Source organism: Pseudomonas sp. TNT3 (assembly GCF_010095445.2).
Taxonomy (GTDB): domain Bacteria; phylum Pseudomonadota; class Gammaproteobacteria; order Pseudomonadales; family Pseudomonadaceae; genus Aquipseudomonas.
The window spans coordinates 59,943-76,536 of sequence record NZ_WFGV02000022.1 but is presented as its reverse complement, the minus strand read 5'-3'; the positions used below and the strand labels follow the sequence as shown (position 1 = coordinate 76,536).

The 16,594-nt window shown below is 55.2% G+C and carries 11 protein-coding genes; 4 read left to right on the top strand and 7 right to left on the bottom strand.

Annotated features, from left to right (window positions below):
• Positions 1 to 54 precede the first annotated feature (54 nt).
• Together GBC55_RS15035 and GBC55_RS15030 are read right to left on the bottom strand one after the other, a co-directional pair.
• Positions 55 to 1,440 (bottom strand): HAMP domain-containing sensor histidine kinase, encoded by a 1,386-nt coding sequence (locus GBC55_RS15035; protein ID WP_162438124.1) that lies wholly within the window; start codon positions 1,438 to 1,440, stop codon positions 55 to 57.
• Positions 1,418 to 2,098 (bottom strand): response regulator transcription factor, encoded by a 681-nt coding sequence (locus GBC55_RS15030; RefSeq protein WP_162438123.1) that lies wholly within the window; start codon positions 2,096 to 2,098, stop codon positions 1,418 to 1,420. The genes GBC55_RS15035 and GBC55_RS15030 overlap by 23 nt, the downstream gene beginning before the upstream one ends.
• Before the next feature lie 645 nt (positions 2,099 to 2,743).
• On the opposite strand from GBC55_RS15030, the gene GBC55_RS15025 reads away from it, so the two are divergent.
• Positions 2,744 to 2,947 (top strand): hypothetical protein, encoded by a 204-nt coding sequence (locus GBC55_RS15025; RefSeq protein WP_162438122.1) that lies wholly within the window; start codon positions 2,744 to 2,746, stop codon positions 2,945 to 2,947.
• 94 nt (positions 2,948 to 3,041) lie between these two features.
• Here the strand turns inward: GBC55_RS15025 and GBC55_RS15020 are convergent, their stop codons facing one another.
• The 3 genes from GBC55_RS15020 to GBC55_RS15010 form a co-directional block, all read right to left on the bottom strand.
• Positions 3,042 to 3,428, bottom strand: a complete 387-nt coding sequence (locus GBC55_RS15020; RefSeq protein WP_162438121.1) for a DUF1850 domain-containing protein — start codon at positions 3,426 to 3,428, stop codon at positions 3,042 to 3,044.
• Complete coding sequence (locus tag GBC55_RS15015; protein ID WP_162438120.1) at positions 3,425 to 5,452, bottom strand: TRAP transporter permease; 2,028 nt, start codon at positions 5,450 to 5,452, stop codon at positions 3,425 to 3,427. Before GBC55_RS15015 ends, GBC55_RS15020 begins: the two co-directional genes overlap by 4 nt.
• Positions 5,453 to 5,532: 80 nt before the next feature.
• On the bottom strand, positions 5,533 to 6,486 hold the full coding sequence (locus GBC55_RS15010; protein WP_162438119.1) for a TAXI family TRAP transporter solute-binding subunit: 954 nt from the start codon (positions 6,484 to 6,486) through the stop codon (positions 5,533 to 5,535).
• Positions 6,487 to 6,714: 228 nt separating this feature from the next.
• Between GBC55_RS15010 and GBC55_RS15005 the strand changes: the two genes are divergently transcribed.
• On the top strand, positions 6,715 to 8,034 hold the full coding sequence (locus tag GBC55_RS15005) for a chloride channel protein (protein WP_162438118.1): 1,320 nt from the start codon (positions 6,715 to 6,717) through the stop codon (positions 8,032 to 8,034).
• Position 8,035: 1 nt separating this feature from the next.
• Here GBC55_RS15005 and GBC55_RS15000 read toward each other — a convergent pair whose 3' ends face one another.
• Complete coding sequence (locus tag GBC55_RS15000; protein WP_162438117.1) at positions 8,036 to 9,313, bottom strand: DUF2254 domain-containing protein; 1,278 nt, start codon at positions 9,311 to 9,313, stop codon at positions 8,036 to 8,038.
• 239 nt (positions 9,314 to 9,552) lie between these two features.
• On the opposite strand from GBC55_RS15000, the gene nhaA reads away from it, so the two are divergent.
• On the top strand, positions 9,553 to 10,890 hold the full coding sequence (gene nhaA, locus GBC55_RS14995; protein WP_162438116.1) for a Na+/H+ antiporter NhaA: 1,338 nt from the start codon (positions 9,553 to 9,555) through the stop codon (positions 10,888 to 10,890).
• A 129-nt stretch (positions 10,891 to 11,019) separates the two neighbouring features.
• On the opposite strand, the gene GBC55_RS14990 is transcribed toward nhaA, so the two are convergent.
• Positions 11,020 to 14,439, bottom strand: a complete 3,420-nt coding sequence (locus GBC55_RS14990; protein WP_162438115.1) for an Ig-like domain-containing protein — start codon at positions 14,437 to 14,439, stop codon at positions 11,020 to 11,022.
• A gap of 677 nt (positions 14,440 to 15,116) precedes the next feature.
• Here GBC55_RS14990 and GBC55_RS14985 point away from each other — a divergent pair.
• The gene (locus GBC55_RS14985) at positions 15,117 to 16,571 is read left to right on the top strand and encodes a TrkH family potassium uptake protein (RefSeq protein WP_162438114.1); all 1,455 of its coding nucleotides are present in this window, start codon (positions 15,117 to 15,119) and stop codon (positions 16,569 to 16,571) included.
• Positions 16,572 to 16,594 lie beyond the last annotated feature (23 nt).

Below are 16,594 nucleotides of genomic sequence, written 5' to 3'. Positions count from 1 at the left end.
AAATTAAACTCAATTAACTTAAATTTAATGTTCGACCAGTGAGGAATACCAAGATCAGTCGGAAACCATCGGGCAGTGGATCAAGACACGGGTACCGCTGTGCGTAGCCGCAGGTTGGATATCCAGCGAGTAGCCGTGCAATTTGACGATGGCAGCGACCAACGATAATCCGAGACCATGCCCGGGCTGCATTCTGCTTGCATCTCCTCGATAGAGTCGACGAATGACGTGTGTACGGTCCGTCTCGGGTATGCCGGCACCATCGTCGGCGACTTCAATGAGAACCGTTGAATCCTTGATACTTCCCTGCAGTTTGATATGCCCACCCTCTGGCGTAAATTTGATTGCGTTATCGAGCAAGTTGACCAGGGCCTCAAACAGCAACGAAGCGTCGCCATACAGTTGGGGTAGGTCATTGGTGATTTCCAGAGAAAGCGTCTGAGAGCGATCGAGTGCCAAGGGTTCGTAAAATTCATGTGCCTGTTGTAACAACGCCATGATGTGGAAAGGTGCAAATGCTGAGCGGCGGCGAATGTCCTCGAGTTCGGCAACCCGAAGCAATCCTTGGAAACGCACCATGATCGATTCGCTTTCCTCAAGAGCCTGATTTAATGTGTGCTCGTGTTCACTGTCCAAAGGCAGTTGCTGGAGCTGATAAAGCCGTGCACGCAACCGTGTCAGTGGCGTACGCAGATCATGGGCGACACCATCGCAGACGCTTTTAACCTCATGCATCAGTTGCTCGATATGGTCGAGCATCGTATTAACGGCGTTCGCCAGCATATCCAACTCGTCGCGGCGGGCTGATAAAGGTAAGCGCTCCGACAAATTGCCTGAAACGATACTCTCCGTACAAAGCTGCAAAAGTTTGACACGGCGTAATGGCAGGCGCCGTAATAAATACCAGCCAATCAATCCGGGGATGAGCGTTAATGAAAATCCCCACATCAATGCCTGCTCAATAATTCCCCCAACGGCTAAAATCGAGCCACCGTCCCGCGCCAAAATAAGAATGTGTCCATCGCGGCGCCGAGTTAAAAGGGCATAGCTGCTTCTGGTTTCTTCATTGGGTAACGCGATACTCAATCCGCGCTCAAGGTAATGGACCTTCCCATCATCGGGCAAACTGGAACGCAGTTTGAGCAGATCTCCTGCAATGTGCTGGCCATCGGCTGTGAACAATCCGTACGCATCGATGCCGGGCGTTGAATAGGCTTCACCGGCAGCCAGTTCTTTTGCCAGTTTTTTATCATCGATTTTTTGATAGTAGTGCGCACGCTGCAATAATGTTCGCTCTGCAACGGTTCCCAGGTAATGGGAGATTTGCCAGTACAATACCCCGGTGAAAAGCGCTCCCCAAACCACAAAAAATATGGCGTAGAACCCGATCAATCTACTACCGGAAGAGCGCCATTCCTCAGTCTTTGGTAGCAAGGACATATCCAGCACCACGTATCGTATGGATGACAGGAGAGTTTTTATCGCCTTCGAGCTTTTTGCGCAGTCGGCCAATGTGAACATCTATGATGTTCGTTCCCGGATCGAAGTGATAACCCCAGACCTCTTCGAATAGCATTGTGCGTGTGACCAGTTGGCCTGCACTGCGCATCAGGTAATTGAGCAGTTTGAACTCGGTTGGAAGCAGCAGGATGTGCTCGTCGTTTCGAGTCAATGTGTGCTCAACCAGATCCAGTCGCAGATTTCCACAAATGAGATGCGGATGGCTAGAGTCGACACCGGTGCGCCGAAGCAGCGCATCCAGACGCGCAAGCATCTCGATGGGCGAAAATGGTTTGGTCAAATAGTCATCGCCGCCCGCCCGAAGCCCCTTAACACGCTCATCTACGTCGGAAAGTGCACTGATCATTAGGACCGGTGTTTGGATACCAAGATTCCGCAGCGTACTGACAATGGTTAGCCCATCAAAATCGGGAAGCATCCGATCTAGAGTAATGGCGTCGTAGCCTCCAGCAATCGCCAAGGCCAGTCCGTCTCGTCCGGTTTCCGCCCATCTAGAGCTGAAACCGCTGCGTTGGAGTGCGGCTATGATGACTTCCGCCGTCACCTCGTCATCCTCAATAACCAACGCGTAACTCATAACTTTCTCCGTGTAATGCCGAACACCGATACGGCGTACCCTAGTGACCAACGTTGCGGCCGAAAATTAAATATTTCTTAATCCACCTTAACCTTGATGCCTTCCAAAGCACGGATATATTTCCCATGACGGATGCTCGCAAGTACTGAGAGGAGGAAAATTGTGACCCCTTATTTGGCTTTCTTTTTGCTCGCATTCGGCTTGGTGTGTACCTATGCGAATTGGATTACTGCAGCGTAGCTGTAACGGAAGCATGAGCCGAACGCACAGCGCAGGCTTGTCCCGTTTCCCTGATGGAGCGTTCGGTATTTACCCAAAACCATTGATTGGGAGTTCGTTAGCCGATACAGGTCGCCTCACCTGTCATTTTTCAGCGAGCATCTCGGAGCAGCCATCCCATCGTCATGGGTGCTCGGTCGCCTCCATTCCATCAAGTCATTCCAGTGATTTGATTCAAACCAGCATCAAATACCAAATCGACAGCTGAGCAAAAACGGTACTGACCATCCGATCATGCGTTGTCTATGCAGCTTCACGCGACCACCAAGGGCACCAACCACAGGGGCTTTGCAACTCACGGTTTATGCAGGTGTCGATTGTTTATGGTTGCAGATCAATGCTCGGTTTCCACTTCTGGAGAACCCTATGACTCGGCAAGAAGAATTTTTAGCAAAAGCGCTAGAAATACACCATGAGTACGAACAGGCGACAGCTATCATCCACGCCATGATGAGTAAAAACATTGCCGTGGGTCCTGAGTGGGACGCTGCTGTTGCGAGGCAGCTCACGGCGCTTGACACCTGGATGGAGTTACCTCGTGGTTACGGCGATCTTCAGGGCGACGACTGATCCAATGGCTCGCTTGCACTAGCGTATTTTAGTATTCCTGCAGGATCGAAAGTCTCTTCTTTTCTCGACTCATATTTGGAAGGAAGTATCACATTCAGCCTGTCTCGCATGCCCACATCTGCATAGAAGGTTGACTGTAAGTTGGTGCGCCAATCCACTTGCTCATGAAATGACATTGGTCGTCAAAACACAGCTGATAATCGCCAGCCTCAGGCGTTCGCCCCAGACTCAACGGCTGCATAGGTGGCAACGATCGCCGGTAGTGCCAACTACCATTTTCCAGTCGAGCACCTTGTGGAATCTCCATCCCTGCGCCATTGCCACGCACACGAGCTTCTTCCAGTACCAGGCCCTGCTTGGTGATACGGTAGTCCTCTTCCCAGCGAATCTTTTCAATCGTGTGATTCCACGCTAGGGTGAAGTGTGAAACCGACAGTTGAGCCCACACGGCGCCGGTGAGGCCCAGACATAATCCGATCATGCGTTGGCTATCCCTGCCTGACGGGACCGCCAAACATGTTGAAGTATCATCAATGTCCCGAGGGCGAAGCCCAGCTCATCAGTCAGTGGCAACGCAACAACCAGCAAAGCTCCTGCGCCTACGCACAACAATCGCTCCCAAACAGGCATCTTGCGTTGCAAGTAGCCGGTGGAGGCCATTCCCCAAAGCCCGACCGCCAATATTGTCTTGATCAACATGTAGGCGGTTGCCCACAGATTGTCACCTTGCAGCATCAACGCCGGGTTGTAGACCGCCATGAACGGAATGACGAAACCCGCCAACGCGATTCGAACCGCCCACAGGCTGATCTTGAATCCACTCTCTTTGGCGATCGGTGCGGCCGCAAAGCAGGCTAGAGCGACCGGGGGGGTGAGATCGGCGAGGATGCCGAAATAAAACACGAACATGTGCGAAACGATCAAAGGCACACCCAACTCCAGCAGTGCAGGGGCTGCGATCGAGCTGGTGATGATGTAATTGGGAATGGTCGGGATGCCCATGCCCAGCACCAGGCAAGTGATCATCGTCAAGATCAGCGAAAGCAGCAGGTTGTCCCGGCCTATAGCTAAAATGTAACCCGCAAAGGTGGAGGCCACACCGGTCAGTGACACCACGCCGATAATGATGCCCACCAGTGCACAGGCAATGCCTACCGGTACCGCATGGCGCGCGCCTTCGACCAGCGCGTGCAGGCAGATGGTCAGTGTTTCGTGACCACCCTTGATGAACCAGCACGCGACCACCAGTACGGCGATGACCGCAAAGATCACACCGATCCCCAGTTGGAAAAAACCGGTACACAAGATGCCGAGCGCTATCCAAAAGGTGCAGCGTAGACCGAAGCTTTGCACTCTGAGAATAATCGCCGATCCGAGAATCACGATAGCCGTCAGTGCCAGACCGACCATGCCGGAGAACAGAGGAGTGCGCCCGGAGAACAGTAAGTAGACCAATACCAACAGTGGAATCAGTAGGTACCAGTTCTCCTTGACCGCACCCAACGCACTGGGGCATTGGTCCTTGGGAAGGCCTTTGAGATTCGAACGCTTGGCCTCCAGATGAACCATCCAGAACACCGAACCGAAGTAAAGGATGGCGGGAATCAACGCCGCTTTGGCGATCTCCACGAACGGTACGTTGATGGTTTCGGCCATGATGAATGCTACGGCCCCCATCACCGGCGGCATCAATTGACTGCCCATGCTGGAGGTGGCTTCCACCCCGCCGGCAAACGCAGCTCGGTAGCCAAAGCGTTTCATTAGTGGGATGGTGAATTGCCCCGTTGTAACGACGTTGGCAATCCCAGAGCCGGTAATGGTACCCATCAACGCCGATGAGGCGACCGCAACTTTGGCTGGCCCGCCCAATTTGTGACCGAACAGGCCCATGGCGAAATCGGTGAACAATTTGATCATGCCGGCTTGTTCAAGAAACGCGCCGAATAGAATGAAAAGAAAAATGTAGGTAGCCGATACATAGGTCGGTGTGCCGTACAGCCCTTCAGTACCAAATGATAATTGGTTGATGATCTGATCGAAGCCATAACCGCGGTGGGCCAGGTCGCCAGGCAGATATTCACCAAACAAGCCATAAGCCAGGAATAGACCGCAAATGATAGGCAGAGCAATGCCCATCACTCTCCGTGCAGCTTCGAACACCAGTGCAATCAGCAAAAGCCCCAATACGGTGTCTGCCAATGTCAGATCGCCAGACCGCTGGATGAGATCGGCCTCGAATATCCACTGGTACAGGGCCGTGGTGATGGAAGCTAGACTGAGCACCCAGGCCAGAGGTTGCCAAGGACGCTTCCTGCCGTAAGCCGGGTAGCTCAGAAATACGACCCACAGCAGGAAGCCGACGTGTACTGCGCGCAGAATTTGGCTTGAGATTGGCGAAAACGCAGCGGTGAAGATCTGAAAAATCGAGAACAACAATGCTACGAAAAATAGGGTTTTTGGCCAGTCTCGCGGATTAGCGGAGATGCCGTGATGATCTTCACTCATGTGCTGCCTGCCTCATGACTGCATGGAAGGTGGGCGGACAGTCGACGTAGTATTACTTCTGGCCGCAAAGTCTGGCACCGTTACAGCGCGCCTTTTTCCTTGTAATAACGTTCGGCGCCCGGATGGAGCGCAATTGGCAGGTTTTTGGCAGCGGTTTCCAATTTGATGTCCTTGGCCGCCGAATGAGAGTTACCCAAACGTGTCAGGTTTTCGAACAGCAACTTGGTCATCTGGTAAGCCACTTCATCTGGCACGTCGGCACGGGTGACCAGGATATTGGTGATCGCCACCGTTGGTACCGCATCAGGTTGCCCGTCATAGGTATTGGCGGGAATCATTGCCCCTTGATAGGCCGGGTTGCCGATTTTTGCGACCACGTCGGTTGGAATTGAGACATAGTTCAGCGGCATGACAGAGGACAGGTCACGAATGGCCGCCATGCCCAGTCCAGAAGACTGCAGGGTGGCGTCCAATTGTCGATTCTTGATCAGCTCGACCGATTCGGCGAATGGCAGATATTGCACTTTACCCATATCTTCGTAAGTCAAACCCGCAGCTTTGAAAATCGCCCGTGCGTTCAGCTCAGTGCCTGATTTTGGTGCCCCGACCGAGATGGTCTTACCTTTGAGGTCAGCCAGCGACTTGATTCCCGATTCCTTGCTGGCCACGATTTGAATGTAGTTGGGATAAGCACCGGCAATGGCGCGTAACTTGGTAAGTGGGGCATTGAATCCTGCTTCTGCAACACCGTTTTTCGCGTCGGCCACTGAGTCTCCCAGCGCTAATGCCAGTTCACCTCGACCGGCCTGCAGCAGGTTCAAGTTCTCCACCGAGGCTTTGGTGGCTTGAACCGACGTTTTCACGCCTGGAATACCGTCGCTGTAGATCTGCGACAGTCCGACACCAATCGGGTAATAAACCCCGCTGGTTCCCCCAGTCAGTATATTTATGAATACCGGTGCGGCCTGCGTAGTGGTGGCGATTGCCAAGGTTGCGGCGGCGGCCAGAAGGGTAAAGCGGCTTTTTACTCGCATGGGGAACTCTCCGTCTTGTTGTGGCTTTATGCAGAGTGTTTCAACTGTAGTCGATAGTTACGCAGAAGTGACGAGATGGCAGTCAATCGCTGGCCGCGGGAAGTGGCGACTGATTTTGTGGGGGGATTGTTTTGTACTCATTTGCCCGGCTTCCGTTGGAGCGTATGACTAATCCGGTTAGTTTTGCCTCACTTCGATGACGAAAACCTCAACTGGGAATCCGCGCGAGTGATCAAACCGCTAATTTTAATACGCCGTCGCTTTGCCTCGATCCGGTGGCGGACACGGGTGACGCTTTGGGCAGCCGCTACGCTCGCGGGCCTGCTGGTTGTGATGTTCGCCCGGTTGGCCGACATGGCACTCACGCAATTTGCCCAACAGGCAGCCGAGCGGCCGTGGTTGCCCTTTGTATACACGCCGCTAATTGGCATGCTGGTGGTGTGGATGACCACCCGCTTTTTTGTGGGCTCCCAAGGCAGTGGGATCCCTCAAGTGATCGCCGCCACCCGCCTGGCTCATCAAGGGAAGCCAGTCGATAAACTGGTGTCGCTGCGTATCGCCTTCGCCAAGATAGGCCTCGGCACTCTGGCGCTTACCGGAGGCTTTTCGGCCGGGCGCGAAGGCCCTTCGGTACAAGTCGCAGCCTCGATCATGCATTTCTTTCACCGCTATTTGCCCAATGCCCGAATCATCCGCAGCGAAGACCTCATCCTCGCCGGCGGCGCTGCGGGCATTGCCGCTGCGTTCAATACACCGCTGGCCGGCGTTGCCTTTGCGGTCGAAGAATTGGGTCGCAAGTTAGAAACCCGCACCAGTGGGGTCTTGCTCAGTACGATCATACTGTCGGGGATGGTCGCGATTGCTTTGCAGGGTAACTACAACTATTTCGGTCATTTTGATGTTCAAGACATTCATCTCGACATCATTGCGCCGGTGCTGGTCACCGGTATTGGCTGCGGTCTCCTGGGTGGGTTGTTCAGCCGCCTGTTGCTGTGGCCCCAGCGACATCATCGGTTTGTTGTCTGGGAATGGCGGCGTATGCACCCCGTCTGGTTCGCTGGCGCTTGCGGATTGATCGTGGCAATTCTCGGTTGGCTCAGCGCAGGGACGTCATTTGGCAGCGGTTACGGCATCACCTCCCAAGTCATCGTGTCCGATGTCAGCCTGCCTTGGCATGCGCCGATCACGCGTTTTCTGGCGACCGTCGTGACTTACTTTTCTGGGATCCCCGGGGGCATTTTTGCGCCGTCTCTGGCGGTAGGTGCTGCTGTTGGGGCAAATGCCGCCGAACTTTTCGGCCTGGCTGCTCAGCCGATCATTGCCCTGTGCATGGCTGGGTTCCTGGCTGCGGTCACGCAGTCGCCCATCACGTCCGCAATCATCGTGATGGAGATGATCGACAGCCACGGAATGGTGATAAGTCTCCTGGCTGTCGCGCTCATTGCCAAAGCGGTCAGTGGAAGGATGGGCCCCGAGTTGTATCAGCAGTTGGCCCGCGGATTTCTGCAAGCTCCGGACAATGATGCAACTTCGCGAAAATCTGGGTGACCTAGCGCATCAGTTGTCGTGCCGTTGCGCCAAGTATCTGTTTGTCCTCCTCCAATGTCAGTGCAAGGTTCGCGCGCTTGATTAGGAGATCGGCATGCCTGGTACAGGCACCGCCGAACATATCAGGGTGTATGTGCGCGAGACTGACAAGGGCCTTTATCAAGCGAAGGTCCACTTCGATCAAGCCTGCTCCGTCTCGAGCTATGGGCGCGAATAAGTCATCGAAAAGGTCATCGACCATCAGGCTGCGCAAGTAAACCTGCTCGCAATCTTCATCGATTTTTGCCGCAGGCTCTTGGGGTATGCTCCAACAGGTTAGGCTTCTGACCCCGCGCCCAATGACGTCGATTGCCGTTCCAGGGTCGTTAACTGCTGGCGATAATGCGCGTGAGGCAATCTCGGAAAGCACCGACAGCCCGAACCGTGGATCATGCTCAAACGTCCGACGGACGCCGATGGTTAGCGCAGCGAGGATTTTTTCACTGCTGTCGTGCAAAGCGTCTGCGTGCTCCTTGTTCAAATTCACGGTTCGAGCGATCGGCATGTCCAGATGGACAAAGCTCCCTGGAAGGACGTCCAGGAAAATCTGTATTTCGCAGGTTTTGGCGATGGCACCTAATGCATGTACATCAATATGCTGGACGTACCCGGTTTGATGACTTGAGATTATTTGCGCCGCGGGTGGAATCATCCACTCGGATGGGTAGGCAGCACCGCCCAAATGAGGCCATTGGATTCTGTGTTTGATGGCGTCGATGGTTGCCTGTTCGACACGATCAATTGTTTCACCTACCCGTCCGAGCTTGGACAGGTGATCGATCCAGCGCAAAAGCGTGTAAACAATCAGAATCACGACGGCAATGGTCACCGCAAATAGCAGAACCCTTCCTTGCGTGCCGTAGGCCCCGGTACTCAAAGCGATGATACCTACCAGGCTGAACAGAAATGATCCAATGAAGGTGGCGAGTGCATTTTGAGTCGTGGTGTCCTCCATCACCAGCGTGGTAGCACGAGGCGTTACGCCACTGCTGGCTGCACCGTAGGCAGTCCCCATAGTACTCAGCGAAAAAGTGGTCACGGCGAGCATGCTCGAGGCGATGATGCCCAAGATTTTGTCGACGGCGTCGGCGCCGATTCGGGTGGGCAATGATTCGGGAATGTAGTCCTTGAAGGCAACAGCGAGTAACGCAGTTGCTATTCCCAGCAAAGAAAACAGACTCGCTCTGAACCACAGCCGTTTGGTCAGTTGGTGTAGCACCCAGCGCCAGCGAGCGATCATTTTTAATATCCTTGATAGTGACGTGATCGATCAGTAGTTTCGGATTTTCGTCAACAAAGGAGGAAGAGGTTATTACCTTTGGTGGAGTCTTCTTGGCAGACGAAGGTTCATTCAGTAGTTTGGCTTGGTCATTTACATCGTGCTTGTTAGCTACTTATCATCCGGCTGGGTGCGTTGCTGCATACGGCACGGCGCAGGTTAAGCTCAAACGTTGGTCGGGCCGCCAGCGGAGAGTTAATGTGTCTGATAAAAACTCGGCGTCCTCCTCTATTCCTCGTCCTCAGGTTTTGACCACTCGCGCACTGGCCGCAATAGAACGGTTTTCACATATCGAAGCGGTTAGCGGCATCGTCTTGCTGCTCGCTGCGATGGTTGCGCTCATCTGGGCCAACAGCCCGCTTGCTGATTCTTATGAGCACTTTTGGAACACCCAACTCACCTTAGGTTTGGGCGAGTTTACGGTCTCGTGTTCGCTGCATTTTTTGGTCAATGATGGGCTGATGGCTATTTTCTTTCTCGTGGTCGGAGCTGAGATACGCCAGGAAATCAATGACGGTGCGCTTGCGAATCTGAAGTTGGCGACGTTACCTCTTGGCGCGGCGTTAGGTGGCGTCATGATGCCGGCGATTATTTACATGGCGTTCAACCAGGGTACCGAAGCCAGTACAGGGTGGGCTGTGCCAACCGCCACCGACATTGCGTTTGCTGTCGGGGTTCTCGCACTGTTAGGAAAGTCGATTCCGGGTGGTATTCGCGTGCTGCTGCTGGCCCTCGCCATCATCGACGACATTGTCGCCATCTTGATCATTGCCGTTTTCTATACCGCGAGCCTGGATTACCTGGGGTTAGTGGTTGCGATGAGCGGATTGGCTCTGGTGCTGCTATTTCAGAGAATGGGCATTGGCAAGGCCTACGTGTACATACTGCCGGGCGCCATTGTATGGTTTGGCCTCCTGAAAACCGGTGTTCATCCCACACTGGCGGGCGTGATTCTTGGTTTGATGACGCCGGTAAACTCCAAGCCCGCAACGGAACGGCCACTGGATACAATTGGACGAAGTTTCCATGAGCTGATCGATCGTTTCTCCCATTCCTCCAACAGTCCGGGGGAGGTCGCCAAGCCGCTGAAGCAACTTCAGCAAGCACAGAGGGAAATATTGCCTCCGGTACAGCGGGTCCAAGTAGGACTGCACCCATGGGTAGCGTTTGGTGTCATGCCGCTCTTCGCTTTGGCCAATGCGGGTGTAGGCCTTCAAGGCATCAATCTGGACGATGATGTCTCTCGGAATATCTTCATGGGTGTGATATCAGCACTTGTTCTCGGCAAGCCGCTCGGAATCGTTCTTGCGAGCTTCGCCCTCGTCAAGCTCAACGTCTGCAAGCTGCCTGAGGGTGTGACATGGAGTGGTATCGGACTGGTGGGTTTGTTGGCCGGTATCGGATTTACGATGTCCATCTTTATCTCATCGTTGGCGTTTTCTGATCCCGCGTTCCTTTCTTCGGCAAAACTCAGTGTTCTTGCGGCTTCAGCAGTGGCTGCAATCACCGGATTGATCTGGGGGAAAATAAAGTTCTGACGGTTTACTCTCGGATCAACGTCCGATTGTGCGGACATCAACGGCGCACTGGCTGACTAGCCAGTGCGCCGTGTTGATTTACAGTTCGCTCAATTTCCTACTCATTCTCCGGTAGCCCAAGAAACAAGTTTACCGGCTACTAATTGGGACGGTGATGCTCTTCCCGAATGCCGAGCTAATGGTCACCGTCGGATTAGACGATGGACCACTGCCGGTGGTGGTCACCGATACCCGCCAACGCGCCCCGGTGCCGATCGGCGTGAGGATCGCGTTGCCGAGGTTGAGCGGGCCCGCGGTGGTGGTCGCGGTGACCGTCAGTGTGTTACCGGTGCCGCGTGATGTGGTCCCGGCCAAGTCCCAGGTGTAGCGGTTGTTGCTGCGCATAGTCACCGTCGCCCTGGTCACCACCAGGTCTTCGTTGACCGCCGGCGCCGGGGTGACTGCCACGGACACCGTTGCCGGTTCCGATACCGCGTTCTTGGCGTCGCTGGCCCGATAAGTGAAGGCCGCGGTTAACGGCGCAGGGGCGCTGGCCGGTGGCGTGTAGATCACGCGTACGCCGTCGGTGCTGACCGTGCCCTGGCCGGAGTCCGGCTGGGCCAGGCCCACCACTTTGAGCGGCACGTTGCCGTCCGGGTCGGTGTCGTTGGCCAAGACGTTGATGCTTACCGGTTGGCCATTGCTGCTGGTGGCACTGTCGGCGTTGGCAATTGGTTTCTTGTTCTGGCCTTCGTCATCATCGTCATCATCATTACCGTTGCCATCGCCATTGCGGAAGGTCGGCAGTGCGGCAGAGTTGACGTATGTCACACCGTCCCAGCCAGGCAGCGGCGTTGGCATCAACTGGAATTGCCCTGGATGCTCGATATCCCAACGCAGCAGCATCGAAGTGTCCTCGTGCTGGGTGTTGTGGCAATGCTCCATATAGGTCCCGGCGAACTCGCGGAAGTGGATCGCCATTTCTACGTCCACCGAACTGTCGATACCTTCGCCGATGCGATACACGTCCTTGCGTGCCCCTTGTTCCCATACTGGAGGCGCCTTGCCGTCGCGGCTGAGGACGATACCTTCCTCGAAATGCACGTGCACCGGGTGGTTCCAGCCGTTGCCGCCGTTCTTGATTTTCCACACTTCCAGGGTGCCGTCGCCGCTGTAGCCACCATCGGTCGGGCCGTTGGCCAGTTGCGGGGCCGCGTTGAGACGGCGTGGGTCCATGCTGTAGCCAAAGCCGCCGTCGGTCTTGATGGTCCACGGCGCTTCGTCGGTACCGTCGGAACGGCCGAATATGAACTCGCGGTGCCGCGCCAGTTTCAGCTTGGCCTGGACCTGCGGATCGTCACGATCGAGGGTCAGCGGGATCATGGTTTTACCGGCGGCCTTGCCCGGCTTGGTGGGCTCATAGTCAGCTGGGTTCATGCTGACATCCGTACCGGAGTAAGACTGCACGATCATTTGCATGAACTTGCCCACCACTGGATCGCCCTTGTCCCATTCCGGACCTTTGCTGCCTTGCTTGATCACCGCTTTGTACTTATCGGACAGCACGTCAGCCAGGCTCAGGCCGTTTTTCTCCGGGCCTTTGCCGGTCTTGTGTTCCATCAGGTTGACGAAGTACAGCTTGTCCCCAGTCTTGATCCCGTTTTTGGCGAAGTTGACGATGATGTCGAAGCGCTCGGCAATGCCTTGGGTCGGCAGGATTGCGTTGTGGTTCTGCTTATCGCCGTCACCGTCCAGGTCCATGCTGCCGTCGAACGGCACGGCGTGTTCCATGAGGTTGCCGTCGTTTCCGATCATGTGGAACGGCACGCGGTTGTAGGACACGTTCGAACCGGACGGCCCGGGGAATTCGCCGCCGTTGCCGGCAACTTCACGCACCAAGGCAATCCTGAAGTAGCGCGACACCGAGCCATTGAGAATGCGGAAGCGATAGCTGCGCGCCCGTACCTTCAAGCGCGGTTGATACTGCCAGTTCACCAAGATCTGGTCGCCGAGGAACCCGTCGGTGTTGAACGGGTTGAACCACAACTGACCGTTGGCATCCCAGGCCTTGTCGGCCACCACCAGGTTCACGTCGTAGTCGCGGTTACCCCAAGGCAGCGCCGAGCCGCTAGGCAGGCGTAAGTTGACGCCGTCCGCTATGGCTTCGTTACCGCGATCCAGGGCGCTGTAGTAGTTCATCATCACCGCGTTGCCCTTGTAGACGTTCTGCGCGGTGAAATCGAGCATGTGGTCGTGGAACCAGTGGGTGCTCATGGTTTCGCGCCAGTCGCCGCGGATCCTGATGGTGCCGTTGTCGCAGGTCTTCAGGCCGGGATTGGCGTCGTTGACGAATAACTTCTCGCCGGGCGCGCAAGGGAACGCTGCGCGCGGGTCGTGGGCGTCGGTGTTGATGGTGTCGTAGCCGGCCAGTTGCAGCGGCCAGCGATAATCGTAGTACTGCCCCGGAAAGAAAAAGGCATTGGTGTAGCCGTCGCTTTCGGCCGGGGAGTGGCCGTTGTGTTCGTGGGTGCTGATGGTGTGCAGGCCGAAGCCCATGTTGGCGGCCGGATCGATCGGCAGGGCGTTGTAGTGCCGCATCAGCAACGGTTGGCCGTAGCGCACCATAAGCAGTTTGGGCGGAAAGGTGCCGTCGAAGGTCCACAGTGCATTGTGATTCTGAACTGGCATGCTGGGATGGAACTTGGTGTCGATGCCTTTGGTGGTGCCCGTCGTGGTCGGGATGTCCGAGGTCTGGTAATAGAGGCCGCCGGGACCGAACTCCCCGACGGCGTAGTTATGCAGTTGCTTACGGTCGCGCATGCCGCCGTTGAGTTTGGCGCCTGCTTGCACGGTTTTGAAGGCGACCTGTGGATAGAACTCGTTCCAGCGTTGATGCGACCAGCCTTTTCCCGGTGGCCGGCCCTCTGCCGGCGAACCCACCGGATGGCGGTTGAGGAACGTTTCGATCTGCGCCTTCCACGGGTTGCGGTCCAGCACGTTGGAGAACTGCGATGGAAACGGGTACAGCCCGGGCTGGCGCATGAAGGCTTCCAATGCCGAACTCGAAGGGCCGCTGCGGGCGACATTGTCCGGGTCTTGCTGCGGCAATGGGCCGACGGTGGGTACCGGGAATGTCAGTGGTGGTGCAGGCAGGGTGGGGTCGAGTTTTTCCGTACCGAACTCCTCGAACAGCAGCAATTGCTGGGTGTAAGGCTGGGCGCCGAACAACGGGCTGGGCTTGCCGTTGGTAGGGAAATTAAACGAGGTCTGAACGCTCGGCGGCAGCACGTTTTCGGCGCGCGGTGTGTTTCGGTCTCCGTACACTCCGTTGGGATAGGCGATTGCGCCCTGGTTGGCTTCGGGCAGGCTTTTGATGGCGTCCAGCTCGGCAGCCGCTGCCAGCGGGTCGGCGGGAGGTGTGTAGTATGCCGAGGGGTCTGTGGGTGGCGGCTCGCTGACATCGTCAAGCGGTACCGCGTTGGCCGTTGCCAGGGTCACGAGCATCGCAGAGGTAAGGCCTGCCCTGCGTAAACAGCTCACTGAGTGGAAATGTTGTGTAGCAGATTTCATTTTATTCCCCTCGCGTCATGCCTATCGGCGAAACCCGCCATCACTGTTCAGTGACGGCAGATGCTGCGGTAGTGGGGAAATTGCAACTGTTAGGCCATCATCTGGCCTCGAAGAAAAAGTACTAATGAATTAGTAAGTTGTTTCAGAGTGTTTCTGCGCGCTTACAGAACATGATGGGGCATATTCCTATAAATTGGTGGGTCTTCCCCAACCAATGGGGCAGTTCCCCATTTTTGGAAAAAATGATCGGTCTACAAAGCTCGGGGGAATCTGCTTGAAATTCGTCCCAACCCGCGATCCCCTCTAAACCTACAATTTCAATTGGAGCTGGGATTTGTCGGCGCAATGAATTAGCGGTTTTTTAGTCTGTTCATCGCAGTGGTGTAGCGACAGTTAGCTGTCGGAGCATTTTTCATAGATGGATTGCTTTGCAAAACGTGCTTTGGCAATATCGGCGACCTGTGTTCCTCAGTCGGTTCTCCATCCCTCTCATTTGGGAACTGTGTATTAGGGGAGTACAGGCAAGCCCGGCCCTGTGCCGGGTTTTTTATTTGTAGGAAACGTTACTCAATTACGTTGCAGATACTCTCCACTCGTTGGCTATGAGTTGGATGGTCGGTAGCGCTCTGAAGGCCTGATTTAAAGGCTTCGCAGCTAAAATCTGGCAGGCTAGTTCTATGTCCATCGCGGCAATGCGGCTCATCGGCTTCATCCTAGGCATTTTTCTGATCACGCTAGCCGTAAGCATGGCTATTCCCATGATTACGCTCGTGGCCTATGAGCGTAGCGACGAACTGTCGGCCTTTCTCTGGTCGAGTTTGATTACCTTCATCAGCGGCCTTCTTTTGATCGTGCGTGGGCGCCCTGATACTGGCCAGCTCCGCCCGAGGGATATGTACCTGTTGACGACTGGCAGTTGGGTGGTGGTCTGTACCTTCGCGGCGTTGCCAATGGTGTTTATCAGTCACATCAGTTACACCGACGCTTTCTTCGAAACGATGTCCGGCATCACAACCACGGGCTCAACTGTCCTGAGTGGTTTGGATACCGCTTCACCGGGATTGTTGATCTGGCGCTCGATGCTGCACTGGCTGGGGGGTATCGGCTTCATCGGCGTGGCTGTGGCGATCCTTCCACTGTTGCGAGTGGGTGGCATGCGTCTTTTCCAGACAGAGTCCTCAGACTGGTCGGAGAAAGTGACGCCGCGTTCTCATGTGGCAGCCAAGTACATCCTCTTTCTCTATCTGGGACTTACTGGCACCGGGGCTCTGGCACTCTGGATCGCCGGGATGACGCCGTTTGACGCGGTCAACCACGCAATGTCGTTGATCTCGACTGGCGGATTCTCCACTTCGGACGCCTCGCTTGGGCATTGGACGCAGCCAGCGATTCACTGGGTAGCGGTGGTCATCATGATTCTGGGTAGCCTGCCCTTTACCTTGTACGTCGCAACATTGCGCGGTCATCGGCGTGTGTTACTGAAGGATCATCAGGTGCGCGGGTTTCTTGAATTCTTGATTGTCACCTGGCTAGCTGTGGGTACATGGCTATGCCTTCACAGCGAATACGCTTGGTGGGATGCATTTCGTATTGTAGCGGTCAACGTGACTTCGGTTGTCACGACCACTGGAGTTGCGGTTGGCGATTACACGTTATGGGGCAGTTTTGCCGTTTTGTTGTTCTTCTATCTGACCCTCGTCGGCGGATGCTCAGGCTCCACGGCTGGAGGCCTTAAAATTTTCCGCTTCCAGGTTGCTGCCGCCCTACTCTTGAGTAGTTTGAAACAACTGATCCATCCTCGCGCCTTGATTCAGAAGAAGTACAACGGTCATCCCATTGATGAGGAAATCTTGCGCTCGCTTCTGACCTTTTCATTTTTCTTCAGCATCACCATTGCCATTATCGCCTTGGGGTTGGCGTTGATCGGGCTAGATTGGACGACGGCGCTCAGTGGGGCCGCTACAGCAGTGTGCAATGTTGGCCCGGGACTGGGAACGATCATTGGACCGGCAGGCAATTTCGCTTCGTTACCAGATGCGGCGAAGTGGTTGCTCACAGTTGGCATGCTCCTCGGAAGGTTGGAAATACTTACGGTGCTGGTGATCGTAACGCCGGTCTTTTGGAGGTACTGATCCATTTTTCAGCAGCCAGGAGT

Bases quoted from the DNA above. Each gene is read 5' to 3' on its own strand.
- GBC55_RS15035 (WP_162438124.1), bottom strand. From the start codon at position 1,440: ATGTCCTTGCTACCAAAGACTGAGGAATGGCGCTCTTCCGGTAGTAGA.
- GBC55_RS15030 (WP_162438123.1), bottom strand. From the start codon at position 2,098: ATGAGTTACGCGTTGGTTATTGAGGATGACGAGGTGACGGCGGAAGTC.
- GBC55_RS15025 (WP_162438122.1), top strand. From the start codon at position 2,744: ATGACTCGGCAAGAAGAATTTTTAGCAAAAGCGCTAGAAATACACCAT.
- GBC55_RS15020 (WP_162438121.1), bottom strand. From the start codon at position 3,428: ATGATCGGATTATGTCTGGGCCTCACCGGCGCCGTGTGGGCTCAACTG.
- GBC55_RS15015 (WP_162438120.1), bottom strand. From the start codon at position 5,452: ATGAGTGAAGATCATCACGGCATCTCCGCTAATCCGCGAGACTGGCCA.
- GBC55_RS15010 (WP_162438119.1), bottom strand. From the start codon at position 6,486: ATGCGAGTAAAAAGCCGCTTTACCCTTCTGGCCGCCGCCGCAACCTTG.
- GBC55_RS15000 (WP_162438117.1), bottom strand. From the start codon at position 9,313: ATGATCGCTCGCTGGCGCTGGGTGCTACACCAACTGACCAAACGGCTG.
- GBC55_RS14990 (WP_162438115.1), bottom strand. From the start codon at position 14,439: ATGAAATCTGCTACACAACATTTCCACTCAGTGAGCTGTTTACGCAGG.
- GBC55_RS14985 (WP_162438114.1), top strand. From the start codon at position 15,117: ATGTCCATCGCGGCAATGCGGCTCATCGGCTTCATCCTAGGCATTTTT.